This window comes from Calothrix sp. PCC 6303, assembly GCF_000317435.1.
GTDB lineage: Bacteria > Cyanobacteriota > Cyanobacteriia > Cyanobacteriales > Nostocaceae > PCC-6303.
Genome location: NC_019751.1, coordinates 4,917,978 through 4,940,380 on the forward strand (window position 1 = coordinate 4,917,978; position 22,403 = coordinate 4,940,380).

Genomic DNA, 22,403 nt, shown 5'->3' on the forward strand with positions numbered 1-22,403 from the left:
ATTATGCAAAGATATATTAAGCTAATAGGGCTTTTTTGGAGTAGCGCGATCGCATCCGAGCTAGAATACCGAATTAACTTTATCCTTGCTGCTTTAAGTAGTATGGGTAACTTAGCTGGTAGTTTATTCGGACTATCACTATTTTATAGTAAAGGGTACACTTTTACTGGGTGGTCATGGCAAGAAGCTTTACTGGTTTTGGGACTTTTTACCCTTCTTCAAGGTTTTTCATCAACTTTCTTGGCACCCAACCTCAACCAGATTGTTCGTCATATCGAAAAGGGAACTCTCGATTTTGTCCTACTAAAACCCGTCGGTAGTCAATTTTGGGTTTCTACCCATACAATTTCACCCTGGGGTTTACCAGATTTGCTTTTTGGTTGTGTATTAATTGGTTATGCCGGCGCTCAACTTAATATTACAATTAGTAATTATTTATTTAGTTTGATTCCCCTATGTTTCGGCTTAATCATACTTTATAGTCTATGGTTTATGCTGGGAGCCACAAGCATCTGGTTTGTCAAAATTTATAATGTCACCGAAGTCTTGCGAGGTTTACTAGAAGCTGGTAGATACCCGATGATTGCATACCCTACAGCATTTCGCTTCTTCTTTACTTTTGTAGTTCCGGTGGCATTTTTAACGACTATACCAGCAGAAGTTCTGCTAGGTAGAAGTCAGGTAATTTGGTTAACCGCTTCAGGATTACTCGCTTTAGGATTATTCTTTATTTCATCATGGTTTTGGCGGTTTGCATTACGTTTTTATACGAGTGCCTCTAGTTAAAAATCAGTAATCAGTTAGCAGTAAGCAGTTACCAGGTGTATTAATTTTCACTGTTCACTGTTTACTGTTCACTGTTCACTGATTTTAAGACTTATAACTTGCCGTAAACTCCCGAATTTCCTCAAAACCGACACGATGACAAAAATCACCAAAGCTTTCACCTTTTTTCCGTGACTTTTTGAAGAAGACGAAAATCGGTTCTAAGAAGCTTTCCAAATCATCCACATGCATCCTATCAGTATATGTCTGCGCTAACCGAGTTTGTGCGGGACAACCTCCCAACCACACTTGGTAAGATTCTGGAAAACTCCCCACAAACCCTAATTCTGCCATGTAAGGACGCGCACAGCCATTGGGACAACCCGTCATCCTAATCACAAATTTTTGCTTTTTCAAACCAACTTGATTCAGCAATTTTTGAATTCGTTCTAAAATGCTAGGAATTACCCTTTCTGATTCAGTAACTGCTAATCCACAGGTAGGTAATGCTGGACATGCCATTGCTAATCTTACCAAAGGAGCAATTTCATCAGGATCACTAATTATCCCACAACGATCAAGAATTTTTTGAATTGCTTTTTTATCTCCTGGTGCAATGTCATACAAGATGACGTTTTGACTAGGTGTCAAACGAATTGGTAAATTGTATGTTTCCACGATTTCCCGCAAAGCAGTTTTGAGGAGAAAATCACCTTCATCTTTAACGCGCCCATTTTCAACGGAAATTCCCAAAAATAACTTGCCGTCACCTTGCTCATTCCAGCCAAGAAAGTCGTAATATTTGAACTTGGGTAGTTTTTTGAAAGGTTCTAGGGATTTACCAAAGTATTCTTCTACCTTAGAGCGGAACTTATCCACACCCCAATCATTGATGAGGTACTTCAATCTAGCATGTCTACGCTCAGTGCGATCGCCAAAATCTCTTTGGGTAGCAACAATCGATTTAACTAAGTCGTAAACATCGGCTTTTTCAACATAGCAGATGGGGTCTGCGGCTCTGGCAAAAGTTTCCTCTTTATTGTGAGTTCTTCCCAAACCACCACCAGCAAACACATTAAAACCTTTTAATTCACCCTTTTTATTGGTAATTACCACCAAAGTCAAATCTTGACTATACAAATCGATGGAATTATCCCCTGGTACAGTCACGCTAATTTTAAATTTGCGTGGCATGTAATGAGTACCATAAATTGGTTCTGGAGTATCGTGGAAAATTGTCCCAGTACCGTTTTTTTCCCTCGCAGCTTTGACTTCTGGACTTTCTTCAGCACTAATAGCTTTTTCCCCATCCAGCCAAATTTCGTAATAAGCACCTGTTTGGGGTGTGAGTAAATCGGCTATTTTATCAGCATATTCCCAAGCTAGCTGATATTCAGGCTTATTTTTAAAGGGTGCTGGAGGTGCCATCACATTACGATTGAGATCTCCGCAAGCACCCAGAGTCGAACCCATACTGTTAACTATAGCGGCGATGGCAGGCTTGAGATTTTTCTTCAAAATCCCGTGCATTTGGAAGCCTTGGCGCGTGGTGGCTCTGATGGTATGATTCCCATACTCATCAGCTAATTTATCTAGAGTTAGATACAGTTGGGGGGGAATAAACCCACCGGGACTACGTGTCCGCAACATCATTTGATAATCTTTCTCTTGTCCCCTAACTCGGTTATCGCGGTTATCCTGCTGGTACGAACCATGAAACTTGAGAATTTGTATCGCTTCTTCGCTAAAATGAGTTGTATCTTGAAGTAACTCGGTTGCCACAGGTTCGCGTAAAAAATTACTACGTTCCTTTAAACCCTCCACTTTAGAAGGTTTTTTATCTTTGGCGATCGCATCAGAGACAGGTTTAACCATTGCTGTTTGACTTAGTGTTCTTTATAAGGCATCGCTAAACACCGAATCAGGAAGTTAAAAGCACCCATTCGGCTCAATTATTTCCGGTAATCCGCTCGGAATTAAGTTGAATTATTATAATTCTACCATGTCAAAAAGCCGACTTTGCAAGTGTTTTCACACTAACACAAACCCGGCAATATTACTTATCGATTTTGAATCAATTATTAACAGTCTTAGAGGCTACAATATTGAAATCTTAGGTTTTCAGCAAATTATTTAAACCGAAAGCCAACGCCACTATTAATGCTAACTGAGGAAGCTGAACTATTTTGATAAGCATTAATACCTACGGTTGCATTGCTGTAAATCAGAAAATTACGAGCAACTTCCGATTCAATCCCAGCAATTGCAGCAATACCATCTTTGTTACCACTAGGTGTAGGTTTGCCATTTTTTTCCACAAATTGATAGCCACCACCTAAATAAAGATTGGTACCTCGCAGAATAGGAATATCTACAGTGACATTAGGAATAATTGCACTTGTTTCGTCACTAAAATTAATTTGTCCTCGTGCAGAAACAGGTAAATTACCTAATTTGGCTCTAGCTGCAACATTACCACCAAAAGTTGCAGCATCACCATTTTTACCACCATTTGTCAGACCAGCACTAATACCACCACCAACGTAACTAGCATTGGTACCACGTTCTTTTGGCATAGCTGAAGCTTCACCTGCTGATAGTAAAACTGGAGCAATCACTAATGATGACAATGCGGAAATTGTCATAACAGACTTGAGGAAACCTTGCATAAATTTAGACCTAATTTTTAAGTATTGCTTTTAACATCTAGGTCGAACAAATAATCAAAAGGTTCCTGATATTTTCTAGCTGTTTACAGGAACAATTACTGATATTTAAGCGTAAGCATTGAAGATAATTTTTAATCAAAATTCAATTTTGAATGTGCTAATTACAGCTTGATTGATTAAAATCCGGAGATCATGGAGTTATAATAGACACTTTCACATCTGTCATATTTATTCCAGTGATATACTTAAAACTTAGATAATATTATATTTATAGGTTTTATAGGCTTAAAATAAAAAACACCTTAGATATATAAAAAAATAGAATAAAAAAGAGACGTAATATCTACCGTCTCCCAAGGCTTACACCCTCACTCCACATTTAGATAAAAACAAAATTAAATAACACTTACCTAGTTAGTTCTTTCCAAGTCTTCTCACCCACAATTCCATCAGTTTCCAAATTTCGATTACTTTGGAACGCCTTTACTCCAGCTTCGGTTAACGCACCAAAAAAGCCATCAGTACGTAATGTATAACCATTAGCAACTAACAATCTTTGTAATACTCGAACAGAAATCCCAGAGTTACCAAATTCCAGAGTCGGCAAATTTTGACTTTTAAAGCGACGATTAGAAACTTGAATTGAGTTTACAGAAGTCCCTTTTCGTATTCCCAATGCAACTAGTTTTGGTTCAGAAGCATTTTGTTTCAAACTATGAGTTAAATTATCAAGTTGGATTTTGCCATTAAACTCACGGAGAACATTCTGAAGCTCAAAATTTATCCTCACAGAATTACTAGCAACCTTCTCATCCATCTGGCTATGGATGGGAATGAATTCCGGTGGAGTGATGGGGAAATTTGCAAATACACCCCGGTTCTCAGATTCAATTGAGTCTTCTGCCCTTTTTCCTTGCTGAATTGATGGCTGATTCGGTAAGTTAGGCGAAAGCTCCTGTCTTGTTTCTAGCATATCTGTCATCAGCAGACCGAGATCGCTCATTATATTTCGTTTTACTAACGCCCACATATCCTTTCACAAGGAAAAGGTTTGTAATTCCGGAAGACTTTTGGATGAGGTTCTCACCGCTAAATGATCAGATGCGAGTCTTTGCGTATTGCTTACCAAATTTTCCTCTCATCACAAACAATTTATCACAATTGTAATTGCCAGTAGGGTCTGGAACTGTAACATGGATTACGAATGTAAGCCGTTCACATTCGGGTGCCATAGGAATTTTCTGGGGATGAAGGAATTTAGATGCCTTAAATTAGAGCCATTTTTCGGCGAAAACAGTAAACATACTGATTTTTTTTGAGATATTCACCTGATACTGCGTAATTATAGGGAATTTATTTGTATAATTGCTCAAGTTACTTGTTAGCTAAAGGTTCTTGTTTTCGGTAAACATACTTATGAAGCTTCCTTTACTTCAATAGCTTGTATCCAAGCAAAGACGAGCAGGTGCTTTAATGAATGCTAATTTGTTTATTTAATGGTAATGATAATTAATTTAAACCATTTTATCTAAATGTCACCTTATGGTTATACTACGTCATAGAAGAAGTAAAGTTAATTTTGTTACGGTTTTTACACTATCTACTCTTGTTTCTGTTATCTATACAACTAAAGCTATTCCACAATCAAGTCTACCTAATAATACTAGTATTAGTCCAAGCACAGTTAGGTTAGGTATTCGGAAAGTGGCTTCACCAGTCACAGATTTTTGCTACGAATTTGGAAAGACTCTCAAAAACAAGCAAGCATTAGTTGTTGAGTATCCCGGTGTTGTAAATCAATATACTTATAGATATGAAGGGCTACTACTAGAAAGGACTAACCAAAATGCAATTGATATTGAATGTGGTCCTAATTCTAGAGGATCAGAAAATTTACGAGATCAAAGTGGTGAAGAATTTTCAGACAAAATTGCTTTTTCTGGAAATTCCTTCCATGAAACAGGTACAAGACTACTTTTGAAGAAAGAGATTGCTCAAGAACTAACAAATTTGACAAAAGAGCAATTGAGAGAGAGACTGAAAACGCTTTCTATTGTAGTTGCAAGTAACACTACGACTTATGATGAATTCAAGAAAAAAGAAAACTGGTATCAAAAAGTTTCTGTTGGAAGTGTAGAGGGTTTAAACGATCGGGATCGTGCTTTAAATGCTTTAGAAAAAGGATTTAATAATGGTACGAGGATAGAAGCATTTGCTAGAGCACCAGTCCAGTAGAAGTAGTTGACAAGATACATAGTTTTTGCAGAGGCTAATTTATAGGAGAATAAGGAGAATAAGGTATGAGGAGTGCAAACTATGCGTCCATTAATATGGGAACCTCCAATCTCCCTGTCAAGCAAAGAAGAAAAAGTTGCGAAACGTATACGCAAAGCAAAGTTATTTGTATTTTTGCGGCAAATACGACACGAATTATTTGACCCAGACTTCCAAACGGAGTTAGCAAGGGTATTCAAGGACAGTAGTGTTGGTTTATCTCCAATACCACCAGCACAACTTGCACTTGCAGTAATTTTACAAGCATATACAGGGGTTTCAGATGACGAGGCAATAGAAGCGATTGAAATGGATAGGCGATGGCAGCTAGTTTTAGATTGTCTCGATTGTGAACAAGCTCCATTTGGCAAAGGGACACTAGTTAGATTTCGTGCGCTTTTGATGTCAAAGTCTCTTGACCAGAGGATTGTGGCGAAAACAGTTGAAATGGCACATTTTCATGAAGGTTACAATCCGAAGTCGTTAAAAGTAGCCTTAGATTCAAGCCCGTTATGGGGAGCGGCACGTGTGGAAGACACGTATAATTTGTTAGGTCATGCACTAAGGAAAGCATTATTCGTAATAGCTCAGAATTATGAACAGGACGATTCTGGTGTTACAGGCGTTACAGCGACTATCGGTGCAGAAATCATCACGGGAACGAGCCTGAAAGCTGCCTTAGATTTAGATTGGGATGACCCGGAAGCTCGTAATGTTGCACTATCTACAATATTGCAAACATTAGACTCAGTTGAGTCTTGGGTCAAACAAAAAACTGATTTGGATGAAAAAACAAGCACTCAAGTCAACAAGAGCATTGAAGATGCGAGGCAAATTGAATCACAAGATGTTGAGGAGAAATCTGATGGCTCCCCAAAGCTCCGTAAAGGTGTTGCTAAAGATAGACGCATTTCAATTGAGGATGAGGATATGCGTCATGGTCGTAAAAGTCGCAGCCAAAAAATTGATGGTTACAAACGTCATATTTTCAAAGACTTAGAATTGCAAATGGTAAGAGCTGTTGGTGTTACCAGAGCAAACGAACCAGAAGCATCTGTAACTATGGCAATTGAGTTCGACTTAAATGCCCAGAACGTAACAACTCTTGACATCAAAGAGCTACATATTGACCGTGCATATTTAGCTAGTCATTGGGTTAAACAACGCACACCTGATATGACTATTATTTGCAAGGCATGGAAAGTCCGCAACGGTAATTTTTTTGATAAAAATGCCTTTGTTCTGGATTGGGAAAATCATTTCATTCGCTGTCCCAATGGAGTTAGTTTACCCTTTAATGAGGGGACTGTTGTCCACTTCCCCAAACACGAATGTCAAACCTGTCCTTTACGCTCTCAATGTACAGAGAGTAAGCAAGGTCGCAGTATCTCTATTCACCCTGACGAGTCTCTACTTGTAGAGCTACGGGAACGTCAAACTACACAGAGTGGACGTGAGAAACTCCGCGAGCGCGTTAGTGTTGAGCATAGTTTAGCTCATATTGGTCAGTGGCAAGGAGATAAAGCTCGCTACATTGGCTTACGCAAAAACCTTTTTGACCTTCGACGTATGGCTGTTGTTCATAATCTCCACGTTCTTGCTCGTATGTTTGAAACTAATAATAAAGAAATTTCTAATTTTAATAATTCATACTCTGCCTGATTTGTCAATATCTTCTACTGGACTGGTGCTCTAGTGATGCTGTAATTCTACAAACTCTTTTAAAAAATGATGTTGAAGAAAAAGGAGATATTCATCATCGGCAACAACAAAAAAAAAGAACAGCTTTTGAGCGTAGAGGATTTGTGGTTTTCCCCTCTAACGAATATCCTTCCCCTGCTGGAGGAAATTATCTACCTTCCTTAAGCACAGAAAAATATGTTATCGCAGTGAGAAAAACAGATTCTAAATTGCTTGAAATTATTGATGATGAAGTTTTAGCTGATTTAAAAGATCGTAAATCAGAACTAGGAAAGGCTATGGAGAAAATAGAGTTATTTGAAAAAGGTCAAAATCTAAATACAAATATTTTTCAACAAACTTTTACACCAGATCCAAAACCGATACCTTCTCCTACACCCATACCTAATTGGTGGGAGAACGCCACTGTTATAGCTGCAATAATCGCTGCGTTTGCAACGATTATGACTGCAATCTTGAATCCACAACTTATTGGAAACATTTTGAATTGGATAAAGGGTAAAAAATCATCTCAACAAATAGTCACTGGACGTGTTCTAAATAATACAAATGGCGCATGGATACCAGGAGCAAAAGTCAGCCTTGAAGCAAATGGGATTCCACTAACTGAATTTACAGATTCAGAGGGCGTATTTGAATTTTGTTTTCAAACTTCCGAAAGTAAGATTAGAATACGTGTTGAGGCAAACGGCTATAATATGTATGATAGGCGGATAGATATTTCTTCTCCCAGAGCAATACACGATATTAGGTTGAATAATACGATTTGATTTTTGAACGTATATTGAGACTGAAAATACTGTTTTATGATGATTTTATCTAAATGTGATCGCATCTCCAGGAATGTGAAGGGAGAAACCCGATTCTTTAAAACAACCAAGGAATTAGGTTTATATTGTCCAATCCTGACAACAAAAACCCCGGCTAATCACCGGGGTTTTATTGTAAATAACTTAGATTAGATACTTGCTAAAAGTAACTCTCGACTCTCAGACTTAATAACCTTCACCTTGCCATCATCATCAACATCAATGAGTGCGGTATCCCCATCAACTATTTGACCAGAAAGCATTGCTTCAGCGAGGGAATCTTCCAACAGGCGCATAATTGCTCGACGTAGGGGTCTGGCACCATAACTGGGGTCATAACCTTCTTGAACAACTCGCTCTTTGAAGCGATCTGAAACCTGGAGAATAATACCTCTTTCTTTGAGACGGGAACCGACATCCAGAAGCATAATTTCGGCGATTTGCTTCACTTCGTCCTTATTCAACTGTGTGAAGACGATAATATCGTCAAGACGGTTGAGGAATTCGGGACGGAAGAAGTTCTTCAGTTCTTCGTTCACCAGGGTTTTGATCCGGTTGTAACTAGCTTCCGATGCATCGTCGAATTGGAAACCGATACCACCACCACCTTTTTCAATTACCTTGGAACCAATATTAGAAGTCAAGATAATCAAGGTGTTTTTGAAGTCTACTTTTCGTCCTTTAGCATCAGTAAGATGCCCATCATCAAGGAGTTGTAGCAGCATATTAAACACATCGGGGTGTGCCTTCTCAATTTCATCAAACAGGATGACTGTGTAGGGTTTGCGGCGTACTGCTTCTGTAAGTTGTCCACCTTCTTCGTAGCCTACATAACCTGGGGGTGAACCGATGAGTTTGGAAACGGTATGACGCTCCATAAACTCGGACATATCTAAACGAATCATCGCATCTTCGGCACCAAAGAAGTAGGCTGCCAAGGACTTCGCCAATTCAGTTTTACCCACACCAGTAGGTCCTGAGAAGATAAAGCTAGCGATGGGTCGATTGGGGTTCTTCAAGCCGACGCGGGCACGACGAACGGCACGGGAGACGGCTGTGACTGCTTGTTCCTGTCCAATTAACCGTTGATGTAGGGTATCTTCTAGATGCATCAGCATCTCTGATTCCGACTCGGTTAGTTTGTTGACGGGTACCCCTGTCCAGGAAGCCACGATTTGGGCGATATCTTCCTCGTTGACAATGGGATTATTGTTGTAGTCGCTGGATTCGGCTTGAATTTGCCCTTCCAGTTCGATTTCTTTGTCCCGTAGTTGTCCAGCCTTCTCGAAGTCTTGAACGCGGACAGCTTCGTCTTTTTCCTTGCTGAGTGAGCGTAGTTGGCGCTTGAGTTCGCGGCTTTGGGAAATTTGCGAATTGCGTAAGCGGACGCGGGAACCAGCTTCATCGATCAAGTCTATCGCCTTGTCAGGGAGGAAGCGATCGCTTATGTAACGATCTGATAGTTCTGCCGCTGCTTGCAGTGCCTCATCGGTAATGGTGACGCGGTGATGCTGTTCATAAACAGAGCGCAAACCCTGCAAAATATGAATGGTTTCTTCTACTGAAGGTTCACCCACCAAAATCGGTTGGAAGCGTCTTTCTAAAGCTGCATCCCGTTCGATGTTGCGATACTCATTCAGGGTTGTGGCACCCAAACATTGAAGTTCACCCCTTGCTAGGGCTGGTTTCATGATGTTAGCGGCATCCATACCGCCTTCAACACCACCTGCACCTACTAAGGTATGGATTTCATCGATTACGAGGATGATATTTCCCTCGGTACGGATTTCTTCCATTACTTTTTTTAGGCGTTCTTCAAAGTCGCCACGGAAGCGGGTTCCCGCCACCATTAAGCCCATATCGAGGCTGACAACCTGTTTCCCTAAGAGAATCTCTGGTACATCTTGGTTGACAATACGTTGTGCTAGCCCTTCAGCGATCGCTGTTTTGCCTACACCCGGTTCACCAATCAATACCGGATTGTTTTTGGTGCGCCGACCAAGTATTTGGACGGCGCGTTCTATTTCGTTTGCCCGTCCGACAACTGGGTCTAATTTACCTTCCTGTGCTAGTTTGGTGAGATTTTTGCCAAACTCTTCCAGCATCAGACTTTGTTGGTTACGGCGTTGCCCACCGCTGCTAGCACCTGCGCCTGGGGCAACAGCTACATCATCGCCTAGACGGCGAATTACAGCAGTCCGAACTTCAGATAAATCGATACCTAGATTTTGTAAAACCTTAGCGGCTACGCCTTCTCCGGCTTCAGTTAAACCTAATAATAAATGTTCAGTACTAATGTAATTGTTGCCAAGCGATCGCGCTTCTTTAAAAGCTTGCTCAAATAGACTTTTAACTTTAGGAGTAAAAGGAATCTCAGGTGGTACGAAACCAGAACCCCTACCAATAATTTTTTCGACTTCGCGGCGTGCGTCTTTGAGTGTGACACCCAAATCAACGAGTACTTTAGCAGCAACCCCGTTTCCTTCTCCAATCAGCCCCAGGAGAATTTGCTCTGTACCGACAAAGTTATGACCCAGGCGACGAGCTTCCTCCTGAGCTAACATGATTACCCGAATGGCTTGGGAAGTGAAGTGTTCAAACATGAGCGGGTTATTGCCTCCCTTGCTGCTTGACTGTGGATGAGTGAAAGTTTCACCCTGAGTTTGAAGTTTTCTGTACTTTCTTAAAGATAATGTATCTTTATTTAATACTTGGTGACAGTAGTGAGAGCCGTAAGGGATGGGGTGTGGTAGCCGCCTGATTAATTAGTGGGGTATTAACCCTAACATCCATCATCCCTCGGATAGATTTGTATTGGGAATTTGTCATGGGACATTAGGCTATAGAATTATATTCTTTATCTGGCACCTAATGTAGATTTCTAATTTTAACTCATGAACAAAGACCAAGAGCATCCCCAATATGCAAAAGACCGTCCAACTGTAGAAAGCCTAGTTGTTGCAGAGCCGACTGATCTAAATCTAGCAGAATTAGCGCGATTGCGTGTGCGTTACCATGGTTTTCCTGGTGCTAGAGATATTCAAACCTATTTGGATCAAGTGATGCAGCGCTGGGGTTTGACAGAAGATGAGTTATTTGCCAAAACCCGCGCTATTCATCAGGTTGGAGGAATGTATAAAACTCGTGGGAAGAAGGAAGAACAAGATTGGAACTAGTACATGAAGGCAGGAGGCAGAAGGCAGAAGGCAGAAGGAACAATTGGGAGGGGTCGGAATCCTCTCCCAATTGTAAGCGCCGTTAAACGGTGCGGTCTTAAACCCTTATTCCATGATTGTCACAGCAGAGGACAGAAAACAGTATTCCCTCCTGCCTACTGCCTTGTTACTTAATTTCTTGAGAAAATTCGAGAATATGTTGAGATGTAATTTGTGGTTGTTCTAAATGCGGCACATGCCCACAGTCTGGAATCCAAATTAATTTACTGTTGGGAATGGCTTGTTGAAACTTTTCTCCATCTTTAATTCCCAGAATTCTATCGGAATCACCCCATAATATAAGGGTTTGCTGTTTAATCTGTGATAGCCGTTCTCCTTTAAAAGCGTTATAACCACCACTTTTGGTAAAAGCAATTAAAGCTTGACTCCAATTGGGTAGCTGTAGATGTAAAGCCGCACAAATTTGGGCATCAAGGGAGGCTAACTCTTTATTTTTGTATGCTGCGCTAGAAATACTTTGGCGAATTTTGGGATTGCGTAAAAACTCAGTAGCAAAGTAGCCCAAAGGGGGAAACATAAACTTAACAAGGGGTGAACTAGCTACTAACCCAGCACTATCGATTAAAATAAGTTTTTCCACCACTTCCGGGTAAGTCAAAGTAAAATCAAGGGCAGCAGCTCCACCCATGGAAGCACCAACTAAAATAATTGGCTGATTAATGTGGGTTTTCCAGAATTCATAAAGATGAGTTTTAATTGCGTTAACATCATATTTGATGCCTGTAGGACGTTCGGTGAAGCCAAATCCCAATAAATCAACCGCCCAGACATGGTGATTAATTGCAAGTAATGGCAGTAGACGGCGAAATTCCAGTACCGAACTATCAAAACCATGAATTAAGAGGAAGCACTTGTCACTATTTCCTGATTTTTGCTCAATGTAGGTTGTAGAAATAACTTGACTAATGGACTCAATAGTGATTTTAGCCTGCTGGATGTTTTGAGCGATCGCAATTGAGGATTCTTCAGTTAATTTGGTAGCAGTGCTGGGTAAAAAGTTCGGAAACATGGGCAATAGAAATGGAAATGCTACTGAATATCCTCCCATTTAGTGGGATTTATTACCTAAAAGCCCATAGCTAAACGCTAACAGCCATTGGATAAATCTAATTTTTAACCGTTATTAGTATAATTGGCGTGAGAATCGAACGAGCAACATTATTATTAGAACAATCTCGTTATGAGATGGCAGAAAAGGAACTTAGACTGGCTTTGGTAGAGTCTCCAAGTGACGCATCTGCTCATGCACTGCTGGGGTTATGCTTAAGTTATCAGAAACAGTACCAGGAAGCGACACAAGCAGCGGAAACTGCTATTTCCCTGGCACCTGATATGCCATTTCCCCACTATATACTTGCCTATATTTTATGCGATCGCCGTCAGTTGGAATTGGCGGAAAAATCAGTGATGGAGGCTATCCGTCTCAATCCTTACCAAGATGCCTATTTTGCCCTGTTGGCACGGTGTAAGTATAATCGGAAACTTTGGGATGAGGCACTACTGGCAGCAAACCAAGGATTGATAATAGATGCAGAAAACGTTGAGTGCTTAAATTATCGGGCTTTGTGTTTGTCACAGTTGGGCAGGGGTGAGGAAGCTTTAACCACAGTTGAGGGTGCTATTTCCATTTCCCCTGAAGATGCAACTTCCTATGCTAGTAGTGGTTGGATTTTGCTATCCCACGGGAAATCACCTGATAAAGCTTTGGAATATTTCCGTGAAGCTTTGCGTCTGAATCCAAATTTGGAATGGGCACGTCAGGGAGTAATTGAAGCCCTGAAAGCCCAAAATCCGGTATATCGGATGATTTTACGCTACTTTTTGTGGTCATCCCGCCTGACTCAGCGCAACAGGTGGATATTCGCGGTGGGTTTGTATTTTGCGATTCGCTTATTATTAGCAGGATTAAATCAAGCTGGTTTTTCTCAACTTGTAGCTGTAGTTGCCGCAGTTTATCTAATTTTTGTGATTTTAACCTGGGTTGCCGACCCTTTATTTACACTACTGTTACGTTTCAACAAATTTGGTAGATTAGCACTGAGCAAAACAGAAATCCAACAATCCAACTGGTGGGCAGCTTGCTTTGGAGTTGCGATCGCATCTTTAATTCTGTGGATATATACCAATAATACTAGCGCGTTGATTAGTGCGATCGCTTGCTGCCTACTGTTGATTCCCACTGCGGCAATGTTCCACTGTGAAGCCGGATGGACAAAAAATGCAATGGGGATTTATACAGGTGTTTTAGTTATTTTGGGGTTGATCACCATAGTCTTATCAATGTTCAGCAAGTCATTGTGGCTCATACCAATGGTAGCTTTTCTCGTGGGCGCGATCGCATCCAGTTGGGTAGCTACTTGGTTAACCGGAATTAAACCTAAAAAGTAAAAATCAGGGTTTTACAGTCATTTTCTGGTAAATAGACCAAGAAAAAAATGACATTAAACTATTTTTTTTAACTGTTGTTTGGATTGGGCAAAATCTTTAATTAAAAGATATAGCTCATCCAGATATTCTTCGTTGATGCTATCAATTTCAGCTTTAATGTTATCTTTTGCGGTCATTTTCGCCTTTCCTGTCAATACTATACTGATTGTAATACCAATTTGAAAAAACAATGCGACAGATAGATATTTGTAGAGACGTAGCAGTGCTACGTCTCTACCGTTGGATGTGTTGCAATCATTATTTGAATTGGTATAACTTTTAGAGATAGCTGGAGAGCGAACGACTTACGTCGCGCAAGCTTCGCACATTAAGCTGCTCTTATTTTGTCAAATCGTCAAGTTTTGCCAATATTTTTAAGCCTTCTTCCCGGTTTCCGGTTGCAGCCATTGCTTTAAATCTAGTATGGGTATCAAATTCTGCTAAAGCGATGGTAGATAATTCTTCAATTAGTTTATTGATGCTTATTCCCCTGGATTGAGCCAGTTCTTTTAATCTTGTGTGTTTGTCGTCTGGTAAACGGATAGTTAAAGTACCCATTTTTTTAGCTCCTAATGATTTCTTCGGGTTTTAATATTGATAAATTCGGAAATAGCAATTCAGCACTTTGAAAATCCTTGATGTTGTTAGTAGCGATAATTTCTGCATTACCAGCAACAGCTAACTCAATTAAGTGATTGTCAGCTTCATCTTTTAAATTTGGTCGCCATAGGTAGTAAATAGAAACCCATTGGCTGACGCTCATCAAGGAAGCAAGCAAAGCAGAAATTTCTGTGAGACTTAAAGGACATTTGGCTATAATTTCCGGACGCTGTATGACTGATTCATACTCAGAAAATAAAGCGTTTCCCATCAAAGGCAAATATTCGCCTTGCAAACAGCGTCGAATTAGTTCTCTACTTGGTCCGGTTGAGCCAATAAGAGCGCTAATAAAGACGCTGGTATCGATCACAATCTTAATTGGCATGGAGATATGATAGCATATACGCTATCAAAAATGCGAACGACTTACGTCTGCAAAGCAATAACAAACTTTGACAAGCTTTGCTATTGGTGACACAATCAAATTAATAGGCAGAATCCAAATAAAGCCATGAATGTATCACTCACACCCGAACTAGAACAATTAGTTCACGAAAAAGTCAAAACTGGTAGGTATTTGTCCGCAAGTGAAGTTGTCCGGGAAGCATTGCGGTTGTTAGAAGAACGCGATCGCATCCGGGAAACGAGACTTGAAGCACTTCGTTCGGAGATTGCTATTGGTATAAAACAAGGCGATAACAGAGAAGTTATTGATGGGGAGGAAGTATTTAGAGAATTGCGCGAAGATATCCGTCAAATATCCGAAGACAAATGAGTCGCTACGTTTTTACCATTCAAGCAAGGCTTGATATTAAGGAAATTAACAAATTTATTGGTCGTGAAAATACCCAAGCAGCAAGTCGTTTTATAGATGCTGTTGAGGAAAAGTGTAAGGTTTTAGCTGATTTCCCGAATATGGGACGCAGTTTCGATTATCTTGTACCATCCTTGAGAGGTTTTTCTGTTGGCAATTATCTAATTTTTATCGTCAAATTGAAAATGGTATTGAAGTTGAGCGGGTTTTGAGTGGTTATCGTGATTTTGATACTCTGTTTTCAGAGGATGATGACGTTTGAGCGATCGCACTCCCAAACAAACCACTCAAACTAAAGCGCGAACGACTCTCGTCGCGCAAGCTGGAACTTCGTTCAGCTACGCTAACGCATAAACTCCCAAACTCAACAAATGCAAACTGACTAACCTCCAGAGTATAGCCCTCCATTCTCTTTACTCTATGCTATGATTCAGTAAGGAGATAAAGTAAGGAATTAAAGTAATGGCTATCACAACCATCACGACGAAAGGACAAGTAACTATTCCTAAAGAAATTAGAGACTACCTAAATATAGATACAGGTAGCAAGGTTGATTTTGTGATTGATGAAAATGGGATAGTTACACTTATTCCGTTGAATGTTCCTGTTCAAAGCTTATCAGGGATTTTACATCGTCCAGGAATGAAAACCGCAACTTTAGAAGAAATGGAGATAGCAATTAAAGAAGGTTCAAGTGATTGGAGTTGATACAAATATTTTAGTGCGCTACCTGACTAAAGATGATGAGCAGCAGTGGCAGAAAGCTGTGGGAATTATCGAAGGGGGAGAGCAATGTTTTATTACTAATATAGTCCTGTGTGAATTAGTTTGGGTTTTGCGCGGTAAGCCTTATGAATTCAGTAGGGAAGAAATCGGTAAAACTATAGAAATGATGCTGCAATGTGCAGTTTTTGAGTTAGAAAATTGTTCTGTAGTTTATCAAGCATTGCACCGTTTTCAGCGAGGAAAAGCTGATTTTTCCGACTATTTGATTGGCGCGATCGCACAACAATTTGGTTGTAGTAAAACGGTAACATTCGATCGAAAGTTAGCAGATGATAAAGGATTTAAGTTGTTGGAGCGATAACGCGATCGCATTTCTAAACCAACCCCTATTAATGCGCGATCGCATTCCCAAACAAACCACTCAAAACAAAGCGCTCAAAACTAAACGCGATCGCACTCCCAAACAAACCACTCAAAACAAAGCGCTCAAAACTAAACGCGATCGCCATCCCAAACAAACCCCTCAAAACTAAAACGCGAACGACTTACGTCGCGCAAGCTTCGTACTCCCCAAAACTAACTAAGTCCCCAAATTATCTCATCAAAGCCTGAAACCCTGCTTGTACAAAATGCTGATCAAAAGTCAAAGCTTGACTAACTCCTGCTTGCTTCATAACTACAAACGAAATGCAATCAACTAAACCCCATCCTTTGTCTTGATGGGTTTTGTAAAGCGTGAATGCTTGTGCAAATAATTCTGGAGTGAGTTGCACAATTTCTATATCATCTGAGATCAAAAAATGCTCAATAATTTCAACAGCTTCATTTTTATAGTTGCGTGCTAGTGCATTACCAATTTCTAATAGTACTGAATCAGTTGTAATTAAAGGGTGAGCTTCTAATCTATCGGCTAATTCGGAAGCTCGTTGGTAATATTGGTCACGCTGATTAATTAGTGCTACCACAAATAACGTATCAACAAAGATTTTATTTATCACCCTCATCACCAGCTAGATAAGAATCAAGATTGCTAGCGAAATCTTTTGGAGCATCAATCTTAATTTGTTTCAGTTTTGACATGAAACTCGGCTTTTTTAGATGTTGTTTGGATTGGGCAAAATCTTTAATTAAAAGATATAGCTCATCTAGATATTCTTCGTTGAGGCTATCAATTTCAGCTTTGATGTTGTCTTTTGCAGTCATTTTCGCCTTTCCTATCAATACTATAATTATTGTAACTTTTAAGGATAACTGGAGAGCGAACGCCCATCCAAAATTCCCCCACAAATGCGATCGCTTTCCCAAACCAACCCCTATTAATACGCGATCGCACTCCCAACCCAACCCCTATAACTTGGTTACGCGATCGCATCTCAAGTTTGCTCATAACAACTACAACATCAAACACAAGTTTAAAGCTTTGTTAGCCTTGGTAGGCTGACAGCAAAATATGCATGTGATTTTGATCACTATTATAGAGTGATACAAAACCTGTATATGTGTAAAAAAAAAACTAAATTTATTTACGTACTTAAGTTTGATTTTACTAACGATATGGATTCTGCTACTGATGAACTTGATTCGCCGTTGGAAAGGTTACAAAATAGCTTTGATCGTATTGAAGAAAAATATTCAACTAAGAGAAGTTGGCTGGAAGAAGAATATGAATGTATAGTCGAAGCGAAAAAGCATGAAATAACTCCTGCCGACTATCGCAATCTCAGAGAAATTTATCAAAAATGTGGATCTAGCAAGAAACCAAGAGCTATAAATACCACTATATTTTGGAGGAACTTGGCTCTAATTATCGCAAGTTTACCTTTTTTGGGTGGAGCAATTAAGTATGTATGGGAAGGAGATAATAGAGAGAGACAATTAAGTTTAAATGCTTGGTCGGCTATTAACACCGCAGTTGGTCAAGAGCATAATGGAGGAAGAAGGCAAGCACTTGAGTATTTACATAAAAAACAAGATGGTTTAGTCGGTTTAACAGCACCGAGAGCAAATCTTAAGAAAGTTAAACTGAAAGGGGCTGATCTTCGTGACTCCACTTTATGCGTGGCTAACTTTGAAAATGCAAATTTGCAGAAAGTAAATTTTGGTGGTTCCTATTTGCAAATCGCAGTTTTCAGAAAAGCTGATCTAAAAGAAGTTAAATTTACAGATGCAGATATTTCAGGTGCTAATTTTACAGAAGCAATAAACTTGACTGCTGAACAAGTAAAGGATGCTAAAGATGAGAGTTGGAAACGAGCAGTATATGACGTTGAATTGGCTCAGAAACTAGGCATATCGGAAAAAGAGATGAAAGCAAATAAAGATAAGCAAAGCAAGATTCCATTAATAAAACTATGCCGATCTCCCCAATCGTGATTAATACTAAGCTGTGTTCTATCGTGGTAGTTTCAGGATAGGGCGATCGGTACAAATGCGACGAAAATGGGAATTGTCACCAACCTAGAGTGCCAGTCAAGTAAAAGTGCTTGACATAAAATGCAAGATATGGGTGTTGTCAAAATTGGGGATTTTAGTGTTCTGTTTTATGCGAACGCTAAAAATTAGACCCAAGAATTTTACCCAAAATAGATATTTTATCTTACACCACATACCTCGGGAGTTCCTTATAGCGTTTCTCGGTCTAGTGAGGTACAAAGCTAAATTTGTATACTTCTATTTATAAGTGTTATAAAAATTTAGGTATACTTCATCTGCTTGGGAAACGCTATATGTAACAAAAGGTACTGCTAAAAGCAATATGAAGATTACCGTTGAATGTTCTTTTCCCAAAGAAAATAAGATTTGATTCCTGCAAAAAATTAATTCAATACACCAGCAATAGACTATGTAGTCTAAGACACCATCCCAAATTTAGGATGCGTTACAAAGATTCGCTTTGATACATCTCAAAAAACTTATAATAAAAATATACGGTGAAAGTAGAGCGATCGCCCCATACAATTAAGGTTGTTTTCTTCTCAAAATAACAAATTTGTGGATTTTACTTATCAACATTTGCTTATTTCGTACATGCGAGTAAGTATTCCAGCACGTTCCCTAAATTTGTCATGTTTATATACTCATTGATAGCTTTGATTGTTAGTATAGGTTGCATTGTCATTAGTCAGCGCCTCAAAGATGAAATTGGCACACTAGTAATGATGTTAATTGGTTCAGTTTTTATCATCATGAGTCTGAGTTTTTCGCCTATACCACTGGAGATACTTGGTATTTTGATTTTAATACCCCAATTCAAGCTGATACGGTAAAAATTTTGCAAAAATATCAGCAGATGTGGACATGAGGCTCTAAAATCTTAATCAAAGATTTGGGAACTAATCAGCGCGTGTCCACTTCTGTCAAAAACTCTCCTATGTGGGCTTTTTTATCGCTATTTATCAATGGCGTACTAATAGTAGCAGTCATTTTGTTGTTGTACCGACAGCAGAAAATGGCTGCTTCTTTTCGTGACTTTACTACACCAGCAGGGACTAATTTGAGTATCAACTCCCCCACTTCGCAACTGCAATTGGGGAAACGTCACCAATTAAGTTATCAGGAATGGTTAAATGTTCTCAAAAAGGAAGCCGACATTATTGCCCAAAAGCGTCCCCAAGATTTGAACATACTTGTGGGGGATTCATTATCATTGTGGTTTCCCACTGAGTTACTACCAGTTAACCAAACTTGGCTAAATCAAGGTATTTCTGGCGAAAGTAGTAGCGGATTATTAAAACGTTTAAATTTATTTGACAAGACTCAACCAGAGTCGATTTTTGTGATGATTGGTATCAATGACTTAATTCGCGGGGCTAATGATGGGAAAATATTAGAAAATTATCAGCAAATTTTACGTTACTTACGGAAGACTCACCCCAATAGCCAAATAAACATTCAATCTATTTTGCCCCACGGAGGTGAGGGTGCAACCTGGGAGGGAAAAGATAAGTTGTTGGCAATTGCCAATAGTCGAATCCAAAAAATCAATCAGCAGCTAGAAGCGATCGCACTCCAGGAGAAAGTCAGATATCTTGATTTATATCCCCTATTTGCAACCAAAGAAGGAAATCTTCGCCCAGACCTTACCACTGACGGGTTACACTTGAGCCGTCAAGGCTATTTAGTTTGGAGTTCAGCCCTACAAATCTATCAGGAAATGGCAATCACTGAGGAGAATCCCCAAGACGGGCAGCAAAAAATACCCTCAAACCAGGGACAATAGATACACAGATACCCAATATTGACAGCTTTTAAAGAACTTATGGATACTAAAGCATTTAAGCGATCGCTACAACACTCCGATAACTATCATCGCCGGAGTTTTGGACATCAAGAAGAGGTGGCAAACCAACTCCAATCAGAATACCAAAGCGATTTAATTCAAGAAATTCGTCATCAAAACTATACTTTAAAACGTGGCAATGTCACAATTCGCCTCGCCCAAGCTTTTGGCTTTTGCTGGGGTGTAGAACGTGCTGTAGCTATGGCTTATGAAACCCGTAAACATTTCCCTACCGAACAGATTTGGATTACCAATGAAATTATTCATAATCCATCTGTAAATCAGCGTTTGCGGGAGATGCATGTCCAATTTATTCCCATGGTTGCTGGAAATAAAGACTTTTCCGTAGTTGGTAGTGGTGATGTTGTTATTCTCCCAGCCTTTGGCGCTAGCGTCCAAGAAATGCAAATTCTGAATGAGAAAAATTGCAAAATTGTTGACACTACATGTCCCTGGGTTTCTAAAGTTTGGAATACTGTAGAAAAGCATAAAAAAGGTGCTTACACATCTATTATTCATGGTAAATATGCCCATGAAGAAACCATTGCCACCAGTTCCTTTGCTGGTAAGTATCTGATTGTCTTAAATATGAAACAAGCAGAATATGTCGCCAATTACATTTTAAATGGTGGCGATAAAAATGAATTTATGGCGAAGTTTAGTAACTCTTTTTCATCAGGATTTGATCCAGATATAGATTTAGAAAGAGTTGGAATTGCTAATCAAACAACTATGCTGAAGGGAGAAACTGAAGAAATCGGCAAGTTATTTGAGCGTACCATGATCAAAAAATATGGACCTCAAAATTTAAATCAGCATTTTCAAAGCTTTAACACCATCTGCGATGCAACTCAAGAACGCCAAGATGCGATGTTTGAATTAGTTGAAGAAAAAGCCGATTTAATGGTGGTAATTGGTGGTTTCAATTCATCAAATACAACCCATCTACAGGAAATTGCTGTAGAACGTCAACTACCTTCTTACCATATTGATTGTGTCGAAAGAATTAAATCCAGAGATGCTATTGAACATCAACAATTAAATGGAGAATTGGTAATTACAGAAAAATGGCTACCTGATGGTGAGATTATTGTTGGTATAACATCTGGAGCTTCAACACCTGATAAAGTCGTAGAAGATGTTATAAACAGAATTTTTGCACTGAAATCAGCAGTCGTTGCCGTGTAGGTAATTCACTTTATGAGCTTTGTATTTTCAATAGAAAGCTCATCTTACTTATTATTTTTATTTTTTTGTACTTAACTCGATAGCAATATCGAGTGTTTTTTATGGACATATTTTATAGTTTGTAGAGACCTAGCATTTCTAAGTCTCTACATCTGACAATTTGACTGAATCAGCAATTAACGAGGACGTAAAAACTGATTAATTTGATTGAGATAAGCTTCCCAAGTTCGGGTAGTCACTTGTAGTGTATCTACGTTAGGCACAAAATCATCCAAACGCAATCCCCGTCGAGGAATATCTTGGGGGGTTTGGGCAATATAAGGGGCAATTGCCACATCATATTCGCCCACATCTGTTGTTGGTGTTGTTGCCGCAGCTATTCGCAAATCTTGAACTACTTCTTGCCCCACAAAAGTCCCATTGCTACCAACTGCATCCGGTAATCTAACGCCAAAAAAGTAAGCAAAAGCTGGTGTGCTAGCTAATAAAAGAATCCCTAGTGCCCAACCAATTAAAAATCCACCTGGTTTATCGATACCACCACCCTTGATCCGCTGTGCCGAAAAAAGCATCAGCAAAATTGAAGCACCTAATGGCTTGAGGGGGAAAGATACGACTCTCCATAAAGATGCAGCTGCTGGGTCTCCTGGATTAACGAAAAACAACGCCATAATCACCAGTATAACCACCAGGATTAGCCGTCCAACAAAAGTCGCCGACGGGTAAAACCTTTGGAACAAAGAATATACAATTGTACCCAGGAGTAACCACAGTAGTACCCGGCTTAACATTATAAACATAGATTCACTCTCAAATCTGAATAACGCGATCAGCCTATAGGTTTTGGGAAGTCAATTCATTTCACCGTCAAGTTGACTGCAAAAATCATCTCCTCACACCCCAGACACAAAGACT

At 39.6% G+C, this 22,403-nt stretch carries 28 protein-coding genes; 14 read left to right on the forward strand and 14 right to left on the reverse strand.

Annotation, left to right across the window (positions count from 1 at the left end):
• The first annotated feature begins 3 nt into the window (after positions 1-3).
• Positions 4-786: an ABC transporter permease gene (locus tag CAL6303_RS19990; RefSeq protein ID WP_015199649.1), complete on the forward strand. Its 783-nt coding sequence runs from the start codon at positions 4-6 to the stop codon at positions 784-786.
• A gap of 84 nt (positions 787-870) precedes the next feature.
• On the opposite strand, the gene sir is transcribed toward CAL6303_RS19990, so the two are convergent.
• From sir to CAL6303_RS20005, 3 genes are all read right to left on the reverse strand, one after another.
• Positions 871-2,640, reverse strand: a complete 1,770-nt coding sequence (gene sir, locus CAL6303_RS19995; protein WP_015199650.1) for a sulfite reductase, ferredoxin dependent — start codon at positions 2,638-2,640, stop codon at positions 871-873.
• A 254-nt stretch (positions 2,641-2,894) separates the two neighbouring features.
• Positions 2,895-3,434 (reverse strand): hypothetical protein, encoded by a 540-nt coding sequence (locus CAL6303_RS20000; RefSeq protein ID WP_015199651.1) that lies wholly within the window; start codon positions 3,432-3,434, stop codon positions 2,895-2,897.
• A 406-nt stretch (positions 3,435-3,840) separates the two neighbouring features.
• A complete protein-coding gene (locus CAL6303_RS20005) occupies positions 3,841-4,437 on the reverse strand; it encodes a peptidoglycan-binding domain-containing protein (RefSeq protein WP_041739801.1) in 597 nt (198 codons plus the stop codon).
• A 539-nt stretch (positions 4,438-4,976) separates the two neighbouring features.
• Between CAL6303_RS20005 and CAL6303_RS20010 the strand changes: the two genes are divergently transcribed.
• The 3 genes from CAL6303_RS20010 (at position 4,977) to CAL6303_RS20020 (ending at position 8,179) form a co-directional block, all read left to right on the forward strand.
• Positions 4,977-5,669 carry a hypothetical protein gene (locus CAL6303_RS20010; protein ID WP_015199653.1) on the forward strand — a complete coding sequence of 231 codons (693 nt, stop codon included), beginning with the start codon at positions 4,977-4,979 and terminating at the stop codon, positions 5,667-5,669.
• A gap of 81 nt (positions 5,670-5,750) precedes the next feature.
• Positions 5,751-7,370: an IS1182 family transposase gene (locus tag CAL6303_RS20015; RefSeq protein ID WP_015195906.1), complete on the forward strand. Its 1,620-nt coding sequence runs from the start codon at positions 5,751-5,753 to the stop codon at positions 7,368-7,370.
• A gap of 143 nt (positions 7,371-7,513) precedes the next feature.
• On the forward strand, positions 7,514-8,179 hold the full coding sequence (locus CAL6303_RS20020; RefSeq protein WP_015199654.1) for a carboxypeptidase-like regulatory domain-containing protein: 666 nt from the start codon (positions 7,514-7,516) through the stop codon (positions 8,177-8,179).
• 188 nt (positions 8,180-8,367) lie between these two features.
• On the opposite strand, the gene CAL6303_RS20025 is transcribed toward CAL6303_RS20020, so the two are convergent.
• Together CAL6303_RS20025 and CAL6303_RS31525 are read right to left on the reverse strand one after the other, a co-directional pair.
• Positions 8,368-10,821: an ATP-dependent Clp protease ATP-binding subunit gene (locus tag CAL6303_RS20025; RefSeq protein WP_015199655.1), complete on the reverse strand. Its 2,454-nt coding sequence runs from the start codon at positions 10,819-10,821 to the stop codon at positions 8,368-8,370.
• A gap of 97 nt (positions 10,822-10,918) precedes the next feature.
• The gene (locus CAL6303_RS31525; RefSeq protein WP_255348430.1) at positions 10,919-11,047 is read right to left on the reverse strand and encodes a hypothetical protein; all 129 of its coding nucleotides are present in this window, start codon (positions 11,045-11,047) and stop codon (positions 10,919-10,921) included.
• Positions 11,048-11,112: 65 nt separating this feature from the next.
• On the opposite strand from CAL6303_RS31525, the gene CAL6303_RS20030 reads away from it, so the two are divergent.
• Positions 11,113-11,394 (forward strand): DUF3288 family protein, encoded by a 282-nt coding sequence (locus tag CAL6303_RS20030; RefSeq protein WP_015199656.1) that lies wholly within the window; start codon positions 11,113-11,115, stop codon positions 11,392-11,394.
• A 166-nt stretch (positions 11,395-11,560) separates the two neighbouring features.
• Here the strand turns inward: CAL6303_RS20030 and CAL6303_RS20035 are convergent, their stop codons facing one another.
• Complete coding sequence (locus CAL6303_RS20035; RefSeq protein ID WP_041739803.1) at positions 11,561-12,463, reverse strand: alpha/beta fold hydrolase; 903 nt, start codon at positions 12,461-12,463, stop codon at positions 11,561-11,563.
• 128 nt (positions 12,464-12,591) lie between these two features.
• Between CAL6303_RS20035 and CAL6303_RS20040 the strand changes: the two genes are divergently transcribed.
• Complete coding sequence (locus CAL6303_RS20040; protein ID WP_015199658.1) at positions 12,592-13,842, forward strand: tetratricopeptide repeat protein; 1,251 nt, start codon at positions 12,592-12,594, stop codon at positions 13,840-13,842.
• Positions 13,843-13,895: 53 nt separating this feature from the next.
• On the opposite strand, the gene CAL6303_RS31530 is transcribed toward CAL6303_RS20040, so the two are convergent.
• The 3 genes from CAL6303_RS31530 to CAL6303_RS20050 form a co-directional block, all read right to left on the reverse strand.
• A complete protein-coding gene (locus CAL6303_RS31530) occupies positions 13,896-14,018 on the reverse strand; it encodes a hypothetical protein (protein WP_015199659.1) in 123 nt (40 codons plus the stop codon).
• A 202-nt stretch (positions 14,019-14,220) separates the two neighbouring features.
• A complete protein-coding gene (locus tag CAL6303_RS20045; RefSeq protein WP_015199660.1) occupies positions 14,221-14,439 on the reverse strand; it encodes a toxin-antitoxin system HicB family antitoxin in 219 nt (72 codons plus the stop codon).
• A gap of 4 nt (positions 14,440-14,443) precedes the next feature.
• A complete protein-coding gene (locus tag CAL6303_RS20050) occupies positions 14,444-14,866 on the reverse strand; it encodes a putative toxin-antitoxin system toxin component, PIN family (protein WP_015199661.1) in 423 nt (140 codons plus the stop codon).
• Positions 14,867-14,992: 126 nt separating this feature from the next.
• On the opposite strand from CAL6303_RS20050, the gene CAL6303_RS20055 reads away from it, so the two are divergent.
• Positions 14,993-15,256, forward strand: a complete 264-nt coding sequence (locus tag CAL6303_RS20055) for a type II toxin-antitoxin system ParD family antitoxin (RefSeq protein WP_015199662.1) — start codon at positions 14,993-14,995, stop codon at positions 15,254-15,256.
• Positions 15,253-15,507 carry a type II toxin-antitoxin system RelE/ParE family toxin gene (locus CAL6303_RS20060; RefSeq protein ID WP_015199663.1) on the forward strand — a complete coding sequence of 85 codons (255 nt, stop codon included), beginning with the start codon at positions 15,253-15,255 and terminating at the stop codon, positions 15,505-15,507. Before CAL6303_RS20055 ends, CAL6303_RS20060 begins: the two co-directional genes overlap by 4 nt.
• A 4-nt stretch (positions 15,508-15,511) precedes the next feature.
• Here the strand turns inward: CAL6303_RS20060 and CAL6303_RS30590 are convergent, their stop codons facing one another.
• On the reverse strand, positions 15,512-15,703 hold the full coding sequence (locus CAL6303_RS30590) for a hypothetical protein (protein WP_162471396.1): 192 nt from the start codon (positions 15,701-15,703) through the stop codon (positions 15,512-15,514).
• Between the two features lie 54 nt (positions 15,704-15,757).
• On the opposite strand from CAL6303_RS30590, the gene CAL6303_RS20065 reads away from it, so the two are divergent.
• The 3 genes from CAL6303_RS20065 to CAL6303_RS30035 are packed head-to-tail and all read left to right on the forward strand — an operon-like array spanning position 15,758 to position 16,554.
• Positions 15,758-16,003, forward strand: a complete 246-nt coding sequence (locus CAL6303_RS20065) for an AbrB/MazE/SpoVT family DNA-binding domain-containing protein (protein ID WP_015199664.1) — start codon at positions 15,758-15,760, stop codon at positions 16,001-16,003.
• A complete protein-coding gene (locus CAL6303_RS20070) occupies positions 15,990-16,382 on the forward strand; it encodes a PIN domain-containing protein (protein WP_015199665.1) in 393 nt (130 codons plus the stop codon). The genes CAL6303_RS20065 and CAL6303_RS20070 overlap by 14 nt, the downstream gene beginning before the upstream one ends.
• The gene (locus tag CAL6303_RS30035; RefSeq protein ID WP_015199666.1) at positions 16,351-16,554 is read left to right on the forward strand and encodes a hypothetical protein; all 204 of its coding nucleotides are present in this window, start codon (positions 16,351-16,353) and stop codon (positions 16,552-16,554) included. The genes CAL6303_RS20070 and CAL6303_RS30035 overlap by 32 nt, the downstream gene beginning before the upstream one ends.
• A gap of 60 nt (positions 16,555-16,614) precedes the next feature.
• Here CAL6303_RS30035 and CAL6303_RS20075 read toward each other — a convergent pair whose 3' ends face one another.
• The 3 genes from CAL6303_RS20075 to CAL6303_RS30040 are packed head-to-tail and all read right to left on the reverse strand — an operon-like array spanning position 16,615 to position 17,408.
• Positions 16,615-17,025 (reverse strand): type II toxin-antitoxin system VapC family toxin, encoded by a 411-nt coding sequence (locus tag CAL6303_RS20075; RefSeq protein ID WP_015199667.1) that lies wholly within the window; start codon positions 17,023-17,025, stop codon positions 16,615-16,617.
• A complete protein-coding gene (locus CAL6303_RS20080) occupies positions 17,009-17,224 on the reverse strand; it encodes a hypothetical protein (RefSeq protein WP_015199668.1) in 216 nt (71 codons plus the stop codon). Before CAL6303_RS20080 ends, CAL6303_RS20075 begins: the two co-directional genes overlap by 17 nt.
• Complete coding sequence (locus tag CAL6303_RS30040) at positions 17,196-17,408, reverse strand: hypothetical protein (RefSeq protein WP_144051067.1); 213 nt, start codon at positions 17,406-17,408, stop codon at positions 17,196-17,198. The genes CAL6303_RS20080 and CAL6303_RS30040 overlap by 29 nt, the downstream gene beginning before the upstream one ends.
• A gap of 110 nt (positions 17,409-17,518) precedes the next feature.
• Between CAL6303_RS30040 and CAL6303_RS28630 the strand changes: the two genes are divergently transcribed.
• The 3 genes from CAL6303_RS28630 (at position 17,519) to CAL6303_RS20095 (ending at position 21,488) form a co-directional block, all read left to right on the forward strand.
• Positions 17,519-18,394, forward strand: a complete 876-nt coding sequence (locus tag CAL6303_RS28630; protein WP_015199669.1) for a pentapeptide repeat-containing protein — start codon at positions 17,519-17,521, stop codon at positions 18,392-18,394.
• A gap of 997 nt (positions 18,395-19,391) precedes the next feature.
• The gene (locus CAL6303_RS20090) at positions 19,392-20,240 is read left to right on the forward strand and encodes an SGNH/GDSL hydrolase family protein (RefSeq protein ID WP_015199670.1); all 849 of its coding nucleotides are present in this window, start codon (positions 19,392-19,394) and stop codon (positions 20,238-20,240) included.
• 39 nt (positions 20,241-20,279) lie between these two features.
• Entirely contained in the window at positions 20,280-21,488 is a 1,209-nt protein-coding gene (locus CAL6303_RS20095) for a 4-hydroxy-3-methylbut-2-enyl diphosphate reductase (protein WP_015199671.1), read from the forward strand.
• Positions 21,489-21,664: 176 nt separating this feature from the next.
• Here CAL6303_RS20095 and CAL6303_RS20100 read toward each other — a convergent pair whose 3' ends face one another.
• Positions 21,665-22,288 carry a hypothetical protein gene (locus CAL6303_RS20100; RefSeq protein WP_015199672.1) on the reverse strand — a complete coding sequence of 208 codons (624 nt, stop codon included), beginning with the start codon at positions 22,286-22,288 and terminating at the stop codon, positions 21,665-21,667.
• Between the last annotated feature and the right edge of the window lie 115 nt (positions 22,289-22,403).